This window comes from Tepidimonas sp. HKU78 (assembly GCF_049860815.1).
Classification (GTDB): domain Bacteria; phylum Pseudomonadota; class Gammaproteobacteria; order Burkholderiales; family Burkholderiaceae_C; genus Tepidimonas.
In genome coordinates, this window is sequence record NZ_CP187547.1 from 1,473,686 (window position 1) to 1,489,129 (window position 15,444).

The 15,444-nt window shown below is 69.3% G+C and carries 12 protein-coding genes; 4 read left to right on the plus strand and 8 right to left on the minus strand.

The annotated features are described in order from the left end of the window. The first annotated feature begins 5 nt into the window (after positions 1-5). Positions 6-995: a quinone oxidoreductase family protein gene (locus ACPYIS_RS07420; RefSeq protein WP_424859658.1), complete on the plus strand. Its 990-nt coding sequence runs from the start codon at positions 6-8 to the stop codon at positions 993-995. Between the two features lie 16 nt (positions 996-1,011). On the opposite strand, the gene ACPYIS_RS07425 is transcribed toward ACPYIS_RS07420, so the two are convergent. The 4 genes from ACPYIS_RS07425 to ACPYIS_RS07440 all read right to left on the minus strand — a co-directional run bounded on the left by ACPYIS_RS07425 (position 1,012) and on the right by ACPYIS_RS07440 (position 5,953). Further along, entirely contained in the window at positions 1,012-1,407 is a 396-nt protein-coding gene (locus tag ACPYIS_RS07425) for a hypothetical protein (protein ID WP_299021631.1), read from the minus strand. A 65-nt stretch (positions 1,408-1,472) separates the two neighbouring features. Further along, positions 1,473-1,982, minus strand: coding sequence for a signal peptidase II (gene lspA, locus ACPYIS_RS07430; RefSeq protein ID WP_424859657.1), 510 nt, complete (start codon positions 1,980-1,982; stop codon positions 1,473-1,475). 9 nt (positions 1,983-1,991) lie between these two features. Beyond that, positions 1,992-4,892 (minus strand): isoleucine--tRNA ligase, encoded by a 2,901-nt coding sequence (gene ileS / locus ACPYIS_RS07435; RefSeq protein WP_424859656.1) that lies wholly within the window; start codon positions 4,890-4,892, stop codon positions 1,992-1,994. Beyond that, a complete protein-coding gene (locus ACPYIS_RS07440; RefSeq protein WP_424894792.1) occupies positions 4,889-5,953 on the minus strand; it encodes a bifunctional riboflavin kinase/FAD synthetase in 1,065 nt (354 codons plus the stop codon). Before ACPYIS_RS07440 ends, ileS begins: the two co-directional genes overlap by 4 nt. Before the next feature lie 77 nt (positions 5,954-6,030). Between ACPYIS_RS07440 and ACPYIS_RS07445 the strand changes: the two genes are divergently transcribed. Both ACPYIS_RS07445 and ACPYIS_RS07450 read left to right on the plus strand, forming a co-directional pair. Further along, positions 6,031-6,588 carry an HNH endonuclease gene (locus ACPYIS_RS07445; protein WP_144328744.1) on the plus strand — a complete coding sequence of 186 codons (558 nt, stop codon included), beginning with the start codon at positions 6,031-6,033 and terminating at the stop codon, positions 6,586-6,588. Positions 6,589-6,687: 99 nt separating this feature from the next. After that, on the plus strand, positions 6,688-8,832 hold the full coding sequence (locus ACPYIS_RS07450) for a hypothetical protein (RefSeq protein WP_424894791.1): 2,145 nt from the start codon (positions 6,688-6,690) through the stop codon (positions 8,830-8,832). 9 nt (positions 8,833-8,841) lie between these two features. On the opposite strand, the gene ACPYIS_RS07455 is transcribed toward ACPYIS_RS07450, so the two are convergent. The 4 genes from ACPYIS_RS07455 to ACPYIS_RS07470 form a co-directional block, all read right to left on the minus strand. After that, positions 8,842-10,308 (minus strand): aldehyde dehydrogenase family protein, encoded by a 1,467-nt coding sequence (locus ACPYIS_RS07455; RefSeq protein ID WP_424859653.1) that lies wholly within the window; start codon positions 10,306-10,308, stop codon positions 8,842-8,844. A 66-nt stretch (positions 10,309-10,374) separates the two neighbouring features. Next, complete coding sequence (locus ACPYIS_RS07460; protein ID WP_424894790.1) at positions 10,375-12,033, minus strand: GMC oxidoreductase; 1,659 nt, start codon at positions 12,031-12,033, stop codon at positions 10,375-10,377. 235 nt (positions 12,034-12,268) lie between these two features. Then, complete coding sequence (locus tag ACPYIS_RS07465) at positions 12,269-13,381, minus strand: acyl-CoA dehydrogenase family protein (protein ID WP_424859651.1); 1,113 nt, start codon at positions 13,379-13,381, stop codon at positions 12,269-12,271. A 25-nt stretch (positions 13,382-13,406) separates the two neighbouring features. After that, positions 13,407-14,579: an acyl-CoA dehydrogenase family protein gene (locus tag ACPYIS_RS07470; protein WP_425973455.1), complete on the minus strand. Its 1,173-nt coding sequence runs from the start codon at positions 14,577-14,579 to the stop codon at positions 13,407-13,409. 176 nt (positions 14,580-14,755) lie between these two features. Here ACPYIS_RS07470 and purN point away from each other — a divergent pair, with 176 nt between their 5' ends. Next, the gene (gene purN / locus ACPYIS_RS07475; protein ID WP_424859649.1) at positions 14,756-15,385 is read left to right on the plus strand and encodes a phosphoribosylglycinamide formyltransferase; all 630 of its coding nucleotides are present in this window, start codon (positions 14,756-14,758) and stop codon (positions 15,383-15,385) included. Positions 15,386-15,444: the final 59 nt, after the last annotated feature.

Consider the following 15,444-nt stretch of genomic DNA (forward strand, 5'->3'; position numbering starts at 1 on the left):
TTCCCATGACGCTCAGCCGTGCCGTGCAAATCGACGCCCCCGGCGGCCCGGAGGCGCTGCGCCTCGTCGATGTGGCTGTCGCAGACCCCGGTCCGGGGGAGGCACGCATCCGCCACCACGCCATCGGCCTGAACTTCATCGACGTCTATCACCGCACCGGGCTCTACCCGCTGCCGCTGCCGGCCCGCTTGGGCATGGAGGGCGCGGGGGTGGTGGAGGCGGTGGGCGAGGGCGTGACGCACCTGGCTGTGGGCGACCGCGTGGCGTATGCCGCGCAGCCACCGGGCAGTTACTGCGACGTGCGTGTGATGCCGGCGATGAACGTGTGCCGGCTGCCCGATGCCATCTCGTTCGAGGAGGGGGCGGCCATGATGCTCAAGGGCCTGACCGCGCAATACCTGCTCAAACACTGCCGCCCGGTCGAGGGGCTACAACCGGGGGATTTCGTCTTGTTCCACGCGGCGGCCGGTGGCGTCGGGCTGATCGCCTGCCAGTGGGCGCGCGTGCTGGGGCTGCGCCTGATCGGCACCGCGGGCACCGACGACAAATGCGCACTGGCCATCGCCAACGGCGCTGAGCACTGCATCAACTACCGCACCCAAAACTTCGTGGAAAGCGTGCGTGCCATCACCGGCGGCAAGGGCGTCAAGGTGGTGTACGACTCGGTCGGCAAAGACACTTGGGACGGCTCGCTGGACTGTCTGGCCCCGTTCGGGCTGATGGTATCGTTTGGCAACGCCAGTGGGCCGGTGCCGCCATTCGCGCCGGGCATTCTGGGTCCCAAGGGGTCGCTGTACGTGACGCGGCAGACGCTGTTCACCCACATCACGAGCCGCGAGCGCACGCAGGCCATGGCCGACGATCTGTTCGCCGTGGTCGCGTCGGGCCAGGTGCGCATCCATGTCGAGCAGCGCTATCCGCTGGAGCGGGTGCAGGAGGCACACCGGGCGCTGGAGGCGCGCCAGACGACGGGCTCGACCATCCTGCTGCCCTGAAGGGCCGCGTCACCCATCACTGCCGCGGCGGCAGATGTTCGCACCAGTAGGTGAGTTCGTTGCCGCGCACCGGCTCGCGTACCACCTGCAGGCCGGTAAAGCCGTGCGGCCCGGTGACGGGGGCACCGGGCAGATAGCTGGCCTGATGCAACAGCTGTGGTTGTCCCTCGCGCACGCTCAGCGTGCGCACGGTCACGCCGGCACCGGGGGCCGGGGGCAAGCGGTTGACGATTTCGACGGCGATGGACGAACTGGTGAGTTGGGGATCGGTCGGTTCGGCGTGCGCGCTGGGCGCAACGACAACGGTGCGGACCGCGCCGGCGTACGCCACGTGGCAAGCGACGGGTTGCGCCGAGGCGCCCGCACATGCCAGCGCCCCGATCAACCCCAACCAGACGAAGACACGTTTCATGCCGACGTTATAACCGACAGTCAAGGATCGCGGTCCATCGGCTCCGTCGCGCCTGGAGGTGGCCGTCAACGACTGCGGCGCACGCGCAACAGTTCGTCGACGATCAGGCCGACCGCCCCCACGGTGATGGCGGCGTCGGCGACGTTGAAGGAGGGAAAGTGCCCCCCCGCGAACAGGGGCGCAAGCCAGCGAAAGTGAAAGTCCAGCATGTCCACCACGTAGCCGCGCAGCAGGCGATCGATCACATTGCCCAGCGCGCCGCCCAGCAGACACGCCAGCGAAAAGGCAAACAGCCGCTGGTGCGCGTGGCTGCGCAGCGTCCAGACGATGAAGACGGCCACCGCCAGCCCGATGGCGGTGAAGAGCCAGCGTTGCCAGCCTCCGGCGTTGGCCAGGAAAGAAAACGCCGCCCCGGGGTTGTGCACGCGCACGATGTTGAAAAACGACGTCACCGGGGTGACCTCGCCCAGTCGGTAGAAGCCGACGATGAGTGTTTTGGTGAACTGATCGAGCAGGACGATGGCAAATGCCAGTCCGAGCCAGGTGAGCATGCCGCGCGACGATGCCTTGGCCATGGCGTGCCCTCAGGCGGCGTGGCGCGGCTCGCCCGCGCCGAACAGGTTGCTCGTGCAGCGGCCGCACAAGTGGGGATGGGCGGGGTCGTGCCCGACATCGGCGCGCCAGTGCCAGCAGCGCGCGCACTTGGGGTGGGGGGAGGGCGTGACCGACACCGCCAGCGCGGCGCCCGCGTGCAACGTCAGCGCCGAGACGATGAAGACGAACCGGGCGTCGTCGCCCAGGCTGGCCAGCAGCGCGTGGTCTTCCGGCGGCAGCGTCAGCGTGACTTCCGCCTGCAGCGAGGGGCCGATGCGGCCGGCGGCGCGTTCGTCCTCGATGGCTTTGTTGACCGCATCGCGGATGGCCAGGATGCGGCCCCACTTGGCCAGCAGCGCTTCATCCGGGCTGGGCAGGGCCCAATAGGTTTCGGTGAAGATGCTGGGCGTGTGCCCGATCAGGGCCCACGCTTCCTCGGCGGTGAAGGACAGGAACGGCGCCATCCAGCGCAGCAGTGCGTGCGTGATCTGGTGCAGGGCGGTTTGCGCGCTGCGGCGCGCCAGACTCTTGGGCGCGGTCGTGTAGAGCCGGTCTTTGAGCACGTCCAGATAAAACGCACCGAGGTCTTCCGAGCAAAAGACCTGCAGCTTGGCCACCACCGGGTGGAATTCGTAGCGTTGGTAGTGCGCCAGCACCTCGGCTTGCAGCTGCGCGGTGCGGGCGAGCGCCCAACGGTCGATCTCCAGCAACTGCGCTGTCGGAACCGCGTCGGCCTGCGGGTCGAAGTCGCTGATGTTGGCGAGCAAAAAGCGCAGCGTGTTGCGCATGCGCCGGTAGGCGTCCACCACGCGCGCCAGGATTTTGTCGTCGATGCCCAGGTCGCCCGCGTAGTCGGTAGCGGCCACCCACAGGCGGATGATCTCGGCGCCGAGCTTGTCGCTAACCTCCTGCGGGGCCACCACGTTGCCGAGCGACTTGCTCATCTTGCGGCCCTGGCCGTCCACCGTGAAGCCGTGGGTGAGCAAGCCGCGGTAGGGCGCGCGGCCGTACATGGCGCAGGCGGTCAGCAGCGAGGAGTGGAACCAGCCGCGGTGCTGGTCGTGGCCCTCCAGGTACAGGTCAGCCTCGGGCCCCTCGTCGTGCCCGGCGCCCGCGTGGCTGCCCTTGAGCACCGTGGTGTGCGTGGTGCCGGAGTCGAACCACACTTCCAGGATGTCGGTGCTCTTGGTATAGAGGCTTGGGTCGGTCGGGTCGCCGATGCGCTGCAGGATGTCGGTCACCGTGAGCTTGCTCCAGGCCTCGATGCCGCCAGCCTCGACCACCTCGGCCGCCAGATCGATGATCTCGGGTGTGCGCGGATGCGGCTCGCCACTGTCCACGTGCAGCAAGAAGGGCAGCGGCACGCCCCAGCTGCGTTGGCGGCTGATGCACCAGTCGGGCCGATGCGCGATCATGTCGCGCAGCCGGGCGCGCCCGCTTTCCGGGTAGAACTGGGTGTGTTCGATGGCGTGCAGCGCCATTTCGCGCAGCGATTGCGGCGCCGGGTCGGTGGCGAAGATGCCGCGCGTGGCCTCGGTCGGGGCGTCCATGCGCACGAACCACTGCGCCGCCGCGCGGTAGATGACCGGTGTTTTGTGGCGCCAGCAGTGCGGGTAGCTGTGCGTGATGGTCTGGGTGGCGAGCAGCCGCTCGGCTTGGCGCAGCGTGTCGATGATGAGCGGGGTGGCGTTCCAAATCGACTGGCCGCCAAAGAGTGGCAGGTCGCCGGCGTACACCCCGTTGCCCTGCACGGGGTTGAGGATGTCGGCCAGCGCCAGGCCGTGCGCGACGCAGGAATGGAAGTCTTCCACGCCGTAGGCCGGGGCCGAGTGCACGATCCCGGTGCCGTCCTCGGCGGTGGCGTAGTCCGCCAGGTACACGGGGGACAGGCGGTCGTATCCCGGGTGCACGTGTGCCAGCGGGTGGTGGAACGCGATGCGATCCAGCACCCGGCCCGGCGCCACGGCCAGTACCTGGCCTGTCAGCCCGTAGCGCTGCAGGCACGACTCGACCAGGGCCTCGGCCAGGATCAGCAGGCCGCGCGGCGTGTCCACCAGCGCATACGGCAGCTCGGGGTTGACGTTGAGCGCCTGGTTGGCGGGAATGGTCCAGGCGGTGGTGGTCCAGATGACGGCATACACGTCGCGCCCGGCCAGCGCGGCCAGGTCGGCGTGCGGCAGCGGGCTGGCGCTGGCAAACGCCTGCAGCACCGCATCGGGCTGGGCGCAGCGAAACGCCACGTCCAGCGTCTGGCTTTGTTTGTCGGCGTATTCGATCTCGAACTCGGCCAGCGACGAGCCGCAGTCGAAACACCAATACACGGGCTTCAAGCCCCGGTACACGAAGCCGCGCTCCATCACGCGCTTGAAGGCGCGGATTTCCTCGGCCTCATTCTTGAAGTCCATCGTGCGGTAGGGGCGCTCCCAATCGCCCAGCACGCCCAGGCGCTTGAAGTCGGCCATCTGTTGCGCGATCTGCTCGGTGGCAAAAGCCCGCGCCTTGGCCTGCATCTCATCGCGGCTCAAGCCCCGGCCGTACAGCTTCTCGATGGCGTTTTCAATCGGCAGGCCGTGACAGTCCCAGCCCGGGATGTACTGCGCGTCGAAGCCGGCGAGCTGGCGCGCCTTGACGATCATGTCCTTGAGAATCTTGTTGACGGCGTGCCCGATGTGAATGCGGCCGTTGGCGTAGGGTGGTCCGTCGTGCAGGATGAACTTGGGCGCGCCGGCGCGCGCCTCGCGCAGACGCCGATAGATGCCCTGTTCCTCCCACTGGCGCACCCAATCCGGCTCGCGCTGCGGCAGGTTGCCGCGCATCGGAAACGGCGTGTCGGGCAGGTTGAGCGTGTGGCTGTAATCGGGCAAAGTGTCGGCGGCGCGGCGTTCGGTCATGATGGGCGGGCGGGCGTGGGGCCGTGCGCGGCAAACCAAGCGCGGGCATCGGCGCAATCGTGGGCGATGCCGGCGGTCAGCGCATCGAGGCTGTCGTAGCGGCGCTCGTCGTGCAGCTTGTGCAGCAGCTCGACGCGAATGATTCTACCGTAGGCCTCCCCCGGCGTTGGCGCGTGCGCCAGTGCCGCTTGCACGCGCTCGGGCCACGCCAGGCAGTGGGTTTCCAGCAACACGCGCCCGCCGTTGACATCGTTCGGATCCAGCGAGGGCCGCACGCCCAGGTTGGCCACACCCGGCAACGGCGCCGCCCCCGGGGTGGGATCGAGCCCGTACACCTGCACCACGAAGATGCCGCTGGCGGCCGGCTTCCAGTGGTCGAAGCGCAGATTCAGCGTGCGAAAGCCGTCGCCGCGCTCGGGCGCCGAGGCCCCCAGCGCACGCCCCAATTTGCGGCCGTGCACCACATGCCCGCTGATGGCGTAGGGGCGTCCCAGCAGCGCGGCGGCGCGCGCCATGTCGCCGGCGGCGAGCGCGGCGCGCACCTCGGAGCTGGAGACGCGCACACCGTGTACCTCGTAGCTGAGCATGCGCGCGACGTCGAAGCCGCGTGCCGCGCCCGCTGCGTCGAGCAGCACATAGTCGCCGCGGCGCTGTGCACCGAAGCGAAAATCATCGCCCACCAACACATAGCAGGCGCCCAGCGCCTGCAGCAGCACCTGGTCGATGAAGGCTTCGGCTGACAGGGCAGCCAGCGCATCGTCGAACGGCAAGATGACGCATTCGTCGATGCCACAGCGGCGCAGTTCGGCCAGCTTGTCGCGCAGCGTGGCGATGCGCGCCGGGGCCAGCTCCGGGCGGCGCTGGCGCGCCGCGAAGAAATCGCGCGGGTGCGGCTCGAATGTGACCGCACAGGCGGGCACGCCGCGGTGCCGCGCCTCGTTGATGAGCAGCGCCAGCATGGCCTGGTGGCCGCGGTGCACGCCGTCGAAATTGCCGATCGTCAGCGCGCGCGCGCTGCGCGGGTGGCGGCGCAGGTTGTGCAGACCATACAGTATTTTCATCGGGACCCAAAACGCTCGCAGGGGGCAAGGGCGCGTGTCATGCGCGTGTCGCCAAAGCGCGCTACTATGACACAGCCATGAGAGTGCTCAAACTCACCGCGCAAGGCCTGCCGCAGGCGTGGCTCACGCTGGAGGAGGCCGTGTTGCACTATGCCGCCGGCGACGTGCGCTGGGTGGCCGGGGCGCACATTGCCACGTTTCGTGGCGGCGTCAATGCCCGCACCGGACGGCTATCGATGGTGGAGGTGCATTCGATCATCGGCACCCGCGGGCATATGCCGGTCAATCCGTTCGACGTGGTGCCGAGTCTCACCAACGCCAAGCTGTTTGCCCGCGACCGCCATCTGTGCGCCTACTGCGGCGACTGCTTCGACGAGGCGCTGCTGACGCGCGAGCACATCGTGCCGCTGGCGCAGGGCGGGCGCGATCACTGGATGAACGTGGTGACGGCCTGCCGGGCTTGCAACCACCGCAAAGGCAACCGCACGCCCGAGCAGGCGCGCATGGCGCTCCTGTATGCCCCCTACGTGCCCAGTCTGTGGGAAGACTTTATCCTGCGCAATCGCCGCATCCTGGCCGACCAGATGGAATTTTTGATGGCGCACCTGCCGCGCCACTCGCGCCTGTGCGCTTGATGGCCGGCGCCATGCCCTACACTGTGGCCATGGTCGTCGCCGATCGGGCACACCCCGGCTCGGCACGGTGTTGACAACCGGGCTGCCGAGGAGACGTCGATGAGTGCCATGCCCCCACGCCCCCCGATCGCCCATCGATGGCGGTTTTTTCGCGCGGGCGGGGTTGATCAGCCGCGTATCGACGACGCCGATGACCTGCGCGCGCTGCCGACGCTCGATGCCAAGCTGTGGGCGGCGCTCGCATGCCCCGTCCAAGGGTTGGACATGGCGCCGCAGACGCTGGCGCTGCTGGACCACGATGGTGATGGGCGTCTGCGCCGGCCCGAAGTCGTGGCCGCTGTGCAATGGGTGTGCGAGCGCCTGCATGACCCCAGGCTGCTGTGGCAACCCGGCGATGCGCTGCCTCTGGACGCGCTGGCCACCGATGGCGAAGGGCAGGCGTTGCGCACGGCAGCCAGCGCTTTACTGCAGCGCCTGGGGCGGCCACCCACCGTTCTTGCGCCAGCCGATGTGGCCGAGCCGGCGCGTCTTTTCCCGCCCGACCAGCCCAATGGCGACGGTGTCGTGCCCGCCGCCTTGGCCCAGGCCATCGATCCCGACGCGGTGCCGTGGCTCGAGCGCGTTGGCGCTGCGGTGGGGTGGATGCCCGACCGCAGTGGGCAGCAGGGAATCGATGCCGATGCGCTGCTGCGCTGCGCCGAGGCCGTGCGGGCGGTGCGCGCGTGGCGCGCCGCCCAGCCCGAGGGGGTGGCGGCGGTGCTGGATGCCGCGCTGGCGGCGCTGCAAGCGGTGGCGGCCAAGGTGGACGATCATTTCGTGCGCTGCCAGTTGGCGGCGTTCGACGCGCGCGCGGCCATCGCCCTGGATGTGCCGCTGGAGCCGATACAAGCGCTGGCGGCCACCACCCTGGCCGCCGGGCAGGCCGAGCTGGTGGCGTTGCCTTTGGCGCACGTCGATGCCGAGGCGGTGTTGCCGCTCACTCGGGGACTCAACCCCGCATGGCAAGCGGCGATGGCGCGCCTGTACGCCGACGCGGTGCTGCCGCTGCTGGGTGCGCGCGATCATCTGAGCTGGGCCGATTGGCAGGCGCTGCGGGCGCGCCTGGCGGACTGGGAGGCATGGCGCGCGCAGCGTCCGGATACGCCGGTGGCCGATTGGGACGAAGCGCTGCTGCAGGCGTGGGAGGCGCAGCGCGTGGGCGAGCGTTTGGGCGCGCTCATCGAGCACGACCGCAGTGCAGCCGCCTTGGCGCAGCGGCTCGACGATCTCGTCAAATTGCTGGCGTTGCGCCGAGATCTGGTCCGGCTATTGCGCAATTTCGTCAACTTCGCGGATTTTTACGGTGCCGCAGACGGTCTGTTCCAGTGCGGTCGGCTCTATATCGACCGGCGCGAGTGCCTGTTGTGTCTACCGGTGGCCGATGCGGCCGCGCATGCCCAGCTGGCGGGCTACAGCGGACTGTATTTGGTGTACTGCCACTGCGAGCGCGCTGACCAAGCCCCCCAGACCATCGTTGCGGCGCTGACGGCCGGCGATGCACCGGACTTCATGGTGCCGGGGCGCAATGGCGTATTCATCGACCGACAGGGCCGCGATTGGCACGCGCGCGTCGTCAAGGTGGTGGAAAACCCGATCAGCCTGCGCCAGGCCTTCTGGGCGCCGTACAAACGGGTGGCGCGGCTGGTGGGCGAGCAGGTGCGCAAGTGGGCCGCAGCGCGCGAGCAGCAGGTACAGACCGGCGCGGCGCAGCAGGTCGAAGGCCAGGCCGAGGCCGCGGCCGGCGCAGCGCGCAAAGAGGGCTCGGCGACGTTCGACATCGCGCGCTTTGCCGGCATTTTTGCCGCGATCGGGCTGGCCTTGGGCGCCCTGGGCTCGGCCCTGGTGGCGGTCGTCACCGGCTTCGTGCAGCTGGCCTGGTGGCAAATGCCGCTGGTCGTCGTCGGCGTCATGCTGTTGATTTCGGGGCCGTCGGTGCTGTTGGCCTGGTTCAAGCTGCGCGCGCGCAACATCGGCCCCTTGCTCGATGCCAATGGCTGGGCCGTCAATACCCGTGCCCGCATTGGCCCGGTTTTCGGGCGGCGCCTGACGGCGCTGGCTGCTTTGCCAGAGGGTGCCGAGCGCAGCGCTGCCGACCCCGATGCCAGCCGTGGGCTACCCTGGGGCTGGATCATTGCGGTGGCGGTGTTGGCGCTGGCAGCGCTGGGGTGGCGACTGGGTGGGTGGGCGAGCCTGGCCGGGTCGTGAGCGGCAGGCTCAGCGCCGCAGCATCCAGCGCAGTAAGCGCTGTGTCCAGGCCCCGTAGGGCGGACGCACCCAGCGGTCGAAAATCGCGCCTACCAGGGGGTGTTGCAGGTAGACCCCCTTGAGGTGCGAAAAACGCTCGAAGCCATGACGCCCGTGGTAGGCCCCGATGCCACTGAGGCCGACGCCGCCAAACGGCAGCCCATGCTGCGGCTGGTGCAGCATGCAGTCGTTGACCGTCACGCCGCCGCTGGTGGTGGCCTGCAGCACCCGCTCGATGGTGGTTTGGCGCTGGCTGAAGAGATACAGCGCCAGCGGCCGTGGGCCGGCGTTGACGTGTGCGATGGCGGCTTCGATATCGCCGTCGTAGCCCAGCACCGGCAGCAGCGGACCGAAGATTTCCTCGCGCATCAGGGCGCACTGCGGCGGTGGCTCCAACACCGCGATCGGGCCCATACGGTGCGCATTGGCGTCGCCATACGGTGACTCGTCTGCCATCAGCGGCACCAGGGTGGCGCCAGCGGCCGCTGCTTCCTGCGCCAGGCGCTGCATGCGCTGCCAGGCGGCACTGGACAGCAGGGACGTGTAGTCCGCATCGGCCAGGCCGCGTGGCCAGCGCCGCCGCACACTCGCACGCAGCGCCGCAACGAAGGCGTCACGCCGCGCGCGCGGCACCAGGCAATAGTCCGGGGCGATGCAGGTCTGCCCCGCATTCCAGCCCTTGGCGCTGGCGATGCGATCGGCGGCTTCGTCGAGGTCGGCGTCGTCGGCCACGACGGCCGGCGACTTGCCGCCCAGCTCCAGCGTCACCGGGGTCAGGCGCTCGGCAGCGGCCTGCATCACCCAGCGACCGACCCGGGTCGAGCCGGTGAACAGCAAGTGGTCCAACGGGGCAGCGGCCAGCGCTGCCGCCACGTCGGCACCGCCGATGACCACGCACACCACGTCGGGGGCGAAGGTGTCGGCCAGCACCCGTCGCAACAGGGCTGCCGTCTGTGGCGCCAACTCCGAGGGTTTGAGCAGAACGTGGTTGCCAGCGGCCAAGGCGTTGGCCAGCGGCGACAGCGTCAGCTGCACGGGGTAGTTCCAGGCGCCGATGATGCCCACCACTCCCAACGGCTGCGGCACGATGCGTGCCCGCGCGGGCCAAAACAGGGAGTTGACGCGCACCGGGCGTGGGCGCATCCAGCGCGCCACGTGGCGCCGCAGGTGGCGAATTTCATCGGCCAGTGGTGCGAGCTCCAGCAAGCGCGTCTCGGTGCCGCTGCGCCCGCCAAAGTCGGCATCGATGGCGCGTACCCATTCGGTTTCATGGTCCAGCACCGCTTCCAGCAGCCGCGTCAAGCGCTCGCGCCGCGCATCGGCGCTGGCCGCAGCCGAGACACGCCAGGCCGCGCGCATGCGCTCGCACTGGGCTTGCAAGGCCGCAGGCAGATCGCCAGGGGGCAAGTGGCTGAAATCGTGTCGCCAGGCATTCATCGTGGACGGTACGCGTGGGGGGTGAGCGATGCGGTCGCCTTCGCGGCGGCGGCGCCATGGGACCAATTACACCGCAGATTCGGCGGCGGCGTGGGCGTTGGCCGCGTGCGCCGTATGGGCCGGGGGAATCAAGCTGCAGGCGCGCTCAGCCAACGCGGCGATGGTCAGGCTGGGGTTGACTCCCAGGTTGGCCGCGATCACCGAGCCGTCCATGATGTACAGGTTGTGCTGACCAAAGACACGCTGCTGCGCGTCACACACGCCGGCGTCGGGGTGGGCCGCCATCACGGCGCCACCCAGGCAATGCGCGGTCATGGGGATGTGAAACAACACTTCGGGCAGAGACGCCATCGGCACCCCGCCGGTGGCGGCAGCGGCGCGCCGCGCAAAGGCCTGCGCCACCGCGATGGTGTGGGGCAGCGGCGCGCCATGGCTGCGCAGCCGGGGGACAAAGGGCCACCACCAGGGGCGCTCCCAACGCAGGGTCAAGGTGCCGTCCAGGGTCTGCATGCACAGCAAAATCATCGATTCGCGGGCCCAGCGGCCGGGCCACAGCAGCCGCGCCGTGGCCTGTGGGTGGCGCACAAGCTGCTGCACCAGCGTCGCCAGCCAACCCAAACGGGTGTTGTCGCGCCCCATCACGGTGGACAACAGCGCCATGGCGTCTGAACCCGCAGGGTAGCGTGTGGCCTCCACGGTCGTGTAGGCGTCGAGCCGGATCTTGGAGCCGATGGCCACACCGCGCGAGAGGTCTTCGGCACAGCCCGGCCAACGTATGCCGATCAGCGACTCGGCGTTGGTGCGCACGTGGCGTCCCAAGGCCGGTGAGAGAAACGGGAGATCACCACGGCGGCGCGCCTCCATCAGCAGCGCCTGGGTGCCCAGCGAGCCCGCGGCGCACACCACGGCGCGTGCCCGCACGATCGCGCGCTGCCGGGTGCCGCCGTCACTGCCGACCGTGTGCACGGCATAGCCATACTGCCCCCCGGGGGCGGCGCTGCCGTCGGGGGCGGGCAGGGGCACGATGCGCGTCACACGGGTTTGTGCTCGCAGCTCGGCACCGCGCCGTTGCGCCAGGTACAGGTAGTTGCGGTCCAGCGTATTTTTGGCGCCGACGCGGCAGCCCACCATGCAAGCGCCGCAGCCGGTGCACGAGGTGCGGGCCGGGCCCTCGCCCCCAAAGTAGGGGTCGGGGTAGAGGCGACCACCGGTGTCGTCGGCATCATCGCCGAAAAAGACACCAACGTCGGTCAATTGCCAGCTGTCGGCCACGTCGCAGGCCTCGGCCATGGCACGCAGGCGCTCGTCGGCGGCGGCGGCGCGCCGGTTGCGGGTCACGCCCAGCATGCGCTGGGCGGTGGCGTAGTGGCCTGGCATCACGCGGGCCCAGTCGTCCAGCGCGGCCCAGCTGCCTTGGGTCCATACCTCGGCCGGTGGCACCAGCAGCGTGTTGGCGTAGGTGATCGACCCGCCGCCTACCGCATTGCCGTGCAGCACCACCACGTGGCGGAAAAAGCGCAGGCTGAAAAATCCCTGGCAGCCCAGCGCCGGGTGCCACAGCCAGCGGCGCCAATGCCAGTTGGTGGCAGGAAAGTCCTCGGGCCGCCAATGCCGCCCTTGTTCCAGCACCACGACACGGTAGCCTTTTTCGGCCAGACGCAAAGCCGCCACCGCGCCGCCGAAGCCCGAGCCGATGATCGCGTAATCGACCTCATGTGCGTGCATGCCACGCATCGTCGGGCGAGCCCGCTGCGTGCTGCCAGCGGGAAAACCCGCAGACCGATGGCTCAGATGTCGCGGCGCCGACACCCGCGATCCACATCCGTGTTGCTTCGACCGTCTGCGCGCCGTGTGAGGCCGCGCCACTGGCCCCTATCGATCCAGCGCCTGGGCGCTGGCGCTGCCCGGCGTCCCCTGGCCCCGTCCCGGCCACCGCCGGAGCTCTGCCGCTGGCCGCGATTCAGGCGCCAACGGTAGCCTCTTCGGTCATGCCGGCGGCAACGATGCCCAGATGATGTGAGGTATCGCCCCAGCTGAGCTCCAGCTGCGTCAGCGTCTTGAAGCAGTGACCGATGGCGTATTCGTCGGTGACGCCGATGCCGCCGTGCAATTGCACCGCCTGCTGGCCGATGAAACGGGCCGACTGGCCCACCTGCACCTTGGCGCGTGCCACGGCCTGGCGGCGCTCGGCCTCGGGTGCGGTGAGTTTGAGCAGCGCATAGACGGCCATACCGCGCGCCAGCTCCAGCGCCATCTTCATGTCGGCAGCACGGTGCCGCAGTGCCTGGAAGCTGCCGATGGGCACACCAAACTGGTGGCGCGTCTTCAGATAGTCGACGGTCAGGGCCAGCGCCCGCTCCATGACCCCCACCGCCTGTGCGCAGGCCAAGGCAGCGCCGACATCGGCGCCCCACTGCAGGGTGGCAGCACCATCGCCCGGCAAGCGCTGCGCCGGTGTGGCTTCCAGCACCAAGTCGGCGGCTCGGCTGCCGTCTTGCAAGGGATAGGGCGATAGATGCACCCCGGCAGCGCTGCGCTCCACCCAAAACAGCGCCAACCCGTCGGGCGCGCGCGCCGAGACGATCCAAGCGGCGGCCTGATCACCGGCGGGCACCACGTGTTTGCGGCCGCTCAAGCGCCAATGGTCGCCGTCGGCACTGGCTTGGCAGGCCACACGCCCCAGGTCGTGACGGCTGCGCCGCTCCAGCAACGCCGGCACCACCAGTTCGCCCGCCGCCAGCCGCGGCAGCCACACCGCCTGCAGTGCCGAACCTCCGCCGTGCTGCAGCATGGCCGCCGCCACCCAGGCGGCAGCCAGCGGCTCCAGCAGCAGCGCGCTGCCCAGCGTCTCCATGACCACCAGGGCCTCCACCGGGCCCTGGCCCATGCCGCCGTGCGCCTCGGGGACGGTCAGTCCGGTCAAGCCGAGTTCGGTCAAAGCCTGCCAAACGCCCGAGTCAAAGCCACCGGCTGCGATGTGGGCGCGGCGTCGCTCGAAGGTGTAGGCGCGCTCGGCCCAGCGCGCCACCGCATCGCGCAGCTGCAGCTGCTCGTCGGTGAAGTCGAAATCCATGGTGCGTGCTCCGGTGTCGTGGGGGTCAGCCCAGCAGGGTTTGGGCGACGATGTTGCGCTGTACCTCGTTGCTGCCGCCGTAGATGGTGGTCTTGCGCATGTTGAAGTAGCGCGGCGCCAGCGGGGCAAGCGACGCATCCGCCGCGTCCACCGGCAGGCCGCTCAACGCCGGCTCCAAGTAGGGTAGCGCCATCGGCCCGGCTACGAGCAGCATCAGCTCGGTCAGGCGCTGCTGGATTTCGCTGCCGCGGATTTTGAGCAGCGCGGCGATGTCCAGCGCGGGCTTGCCGCTGCGCTCGGCGGCCAGCACCCGCAGCACCAGCATTTCCAGCGCCACGATATCCACCTCCAGCTGCGCGATGTGGTCGCGCAGACGGGCGTCGTCCCAGACCCCTTCGGCTTGCGCCAGGCGCTTCAGGCGCTTGAGCTCGCGCTTGCTGCGGTTGACGTCGGCGATGTTGGCGCGCTCGTGCGACAGCAGATATTTGGCGATCGTCCAGCCCTGGTTTTCTTCGCCGATACGGTTGTCCACCGGCACGCGCACGTTGTCGAACCACACCTCATTGACTTCGTACTCACCATCCAGCAGCCGGATGGGGCGCACGGTCACGCCCGGTGACTTCATGTCGATCAGCAAAAAGCTGATGCCGCTTTGCGGCTTGCCTTCGGCGCGTGTGCGCACCAGGCAAAATATCCAGTCGGCGTGCTGGGCCAGCGTGGTCCAGGTTTTCTGGCCATTGACGACGTAGTGTGCGCCGTCGCGCTCGGCGCGTGTGCGCAGGCTGGCCAGGTCGGAGCCTGAGCCCGGCTCGCTGTAGCCCTGGCACCACCAGACGTCGCCGCTGGCGATGCCGGGCAGAAAGCGCTGCTGCTGCTCGGGCGTGCCAAAGGCCATGATGACCGGCGCCACCATCACCGGGCCGAAGGGCAATATGGGCGGTGCACCCGCTTCGGCCAGGGCCTCATCGAACAGGTGCTGTTGCACCGGCGACCAGCCCGGGCCGCCGAAGGCGCGCGGCCAGCGGTACGCCAGCCAGCCTTGCCGGCCCAGGGTGCGTGCCCAGCCCTGGATCTCGTCTTTGCTCAGACGCAAGCCAGCGAGCACCTTGGCGGCCAGGGCCGGGTCGAGATGGGCGTCGATCCAGGCCCGTACCTCGTTGCGAAACGCCCGCTCTTCGGGCGTGAACGCCAGCTCCATCGCGTTGTCTCCTCTGCCGTGTGATGACCGACTTTATGCCGCAAACGCCGCACCGTACCTGTCGGACGGGTGACAGTGCGCGGTCGTGCCCGCCAGCGCCGATACCGGCCACTTCTGTCGCCTGCCGGGCGCAGCGCTGGGGTGGCTCGGGCTGCGCGCGCCGTTACACTGTCGGCATGGGTGTGAGCACACAGCACGAAGCGCGGCCGCCGCGGCCGCTGCTCATCTTGATCTCCGGCACGGGCTCGAATATGCAGGCCATCGTGCGCGCGGCGCAGGCGCAGCGCTGGCGCGAGCGCCATGGGGCGTTCGTCGCCGCCGTCATCAGCAACCGGCCCGACGCCAAAGGGCTGGCCTGGGCGGAAGGGGAGGGCCTGCCGACCGCGGTGGTGGACCACAAGGCCTACCCCAGCCGGGAGGCGTTCGACGCCGAGCTGGCGCGCACCCTCGATCGCTTCGACCCGCTGGGCAACGCGCTGGTCGTTCTGGCCGGCTTCATGCGCATCCTCACGCCGGATTTCGTGCAGCGCTATGCGGGGCGCATCGTCAATATCCACCCGTCGCTGCTGCCGGCCTTCCCCGGCTTGCATACCCACCGCCGCGCCATCGAGGCCGGTTGTCGCTTTGCCGGCGCCACCGTGCATCTGGTGACGGCCGAGCTGGACCACGGCCCGATCCTGGAGCAGGCGGTGGTGCCGATCCTGCCCGGCGACACTGCCGAGACCTTGGCCGCACGTGTGCTCACGCAAGAACACCTGATCTATCCGCGCGCCATCGAGCGTTGGTTGCGCGGTGCTGGCGCCTGAACGCACCGCTGGCGCCTGAACGCATCGCTGGCGCCTGAAGTCCATTGTCTGGCGTCATC

Bases quoted from the DNA above. Each gene is read 5' to 3' on its own strand.
- ACPYIS_RS07425 (WP_299021631.1), bottom strand. From the start codon at position 1,407: ATGAAACGTGTCTTCGTCTGGTTGGGGTTGATCGGGGCGCTGGCATGT.
- ACPYIS_RS07420 (WP_424859658.1), top strand. From the start codon at position 6: ATGACGCTCAGCCGTGCCGTGCAAATCGACGCCCCCGGCGGCCCGGAG.
- ACPYIS_RS07465 (WP_424859651.1), bottom strand. From the start codon at position 13,381: ATGGATTTCGACTTCACCGACGAGCAGCTGCAGCTGCGCGATGCGGTG.
- lspA (WP_424859657.1), bottom strand. From the start codon at position 1,982: ATGGCCAAGGCATCGTCGCGCGGCATGCTCACCTGGCTCGGACTGGCA.
- purN (WP_424859649.1), top strand. From the start codon at position 14,756: ATGGGTGTGAGCACACAGCACGAAGCGCGGCCGCCGCGGCCGCTGCTC.
- ACPYIS_RS07445 (WP_144328744.1), top strand. From the start codon at position 6,031: ATGAGAGTGCTCAAACTCACCGCGCAAGGCCTGCCGCAGGCGTGGCTC.
- ACPYIS_RS07460 (WP_424894790.1), bottom strand. From the start codon at position 12,033: ATGCACGCACATGAGGTCGATTACGCGATCATCGGCTCGGGCTTCGGC.
- ileS (WP_424859656.1), bottom strand. From the start codon at position 4,892: ATGACCGAACGCCGCGCCGCCGACACTTTGCCCGATTACAGCCACACG.
- ACPYIS_RS07450 (WP_424894791.1), top strand. From the start codon at position 6,688: ATGAGTGCCATGCCCCCACGCCCCCCGATCGCCCATCGATGGCGGTTT.
- ACPYIS_RS07470 (WP_425973455.1), bottom strand. From the start codon at position 14,579: ATGGAGCTGGCGTTCACGCCCGAAGAGCGGGCGTTTCGCAACGAGGTA.
- ACPYIS_RS07440 (WP_424894792.1), bottom strand. From the start codon at position 5,953: ATGAAAATACTGTATGGTCTGCACAACCTGCGCCGCCACCCGCGCAGC.
- ACPYIS_RS07455 (WP_424859653.1), bottom strand. From the start codon at position 10,308: ATGAATGCCTGGCGACACGATTTCAGCCACTTGCCCCCTGGCGATCTG.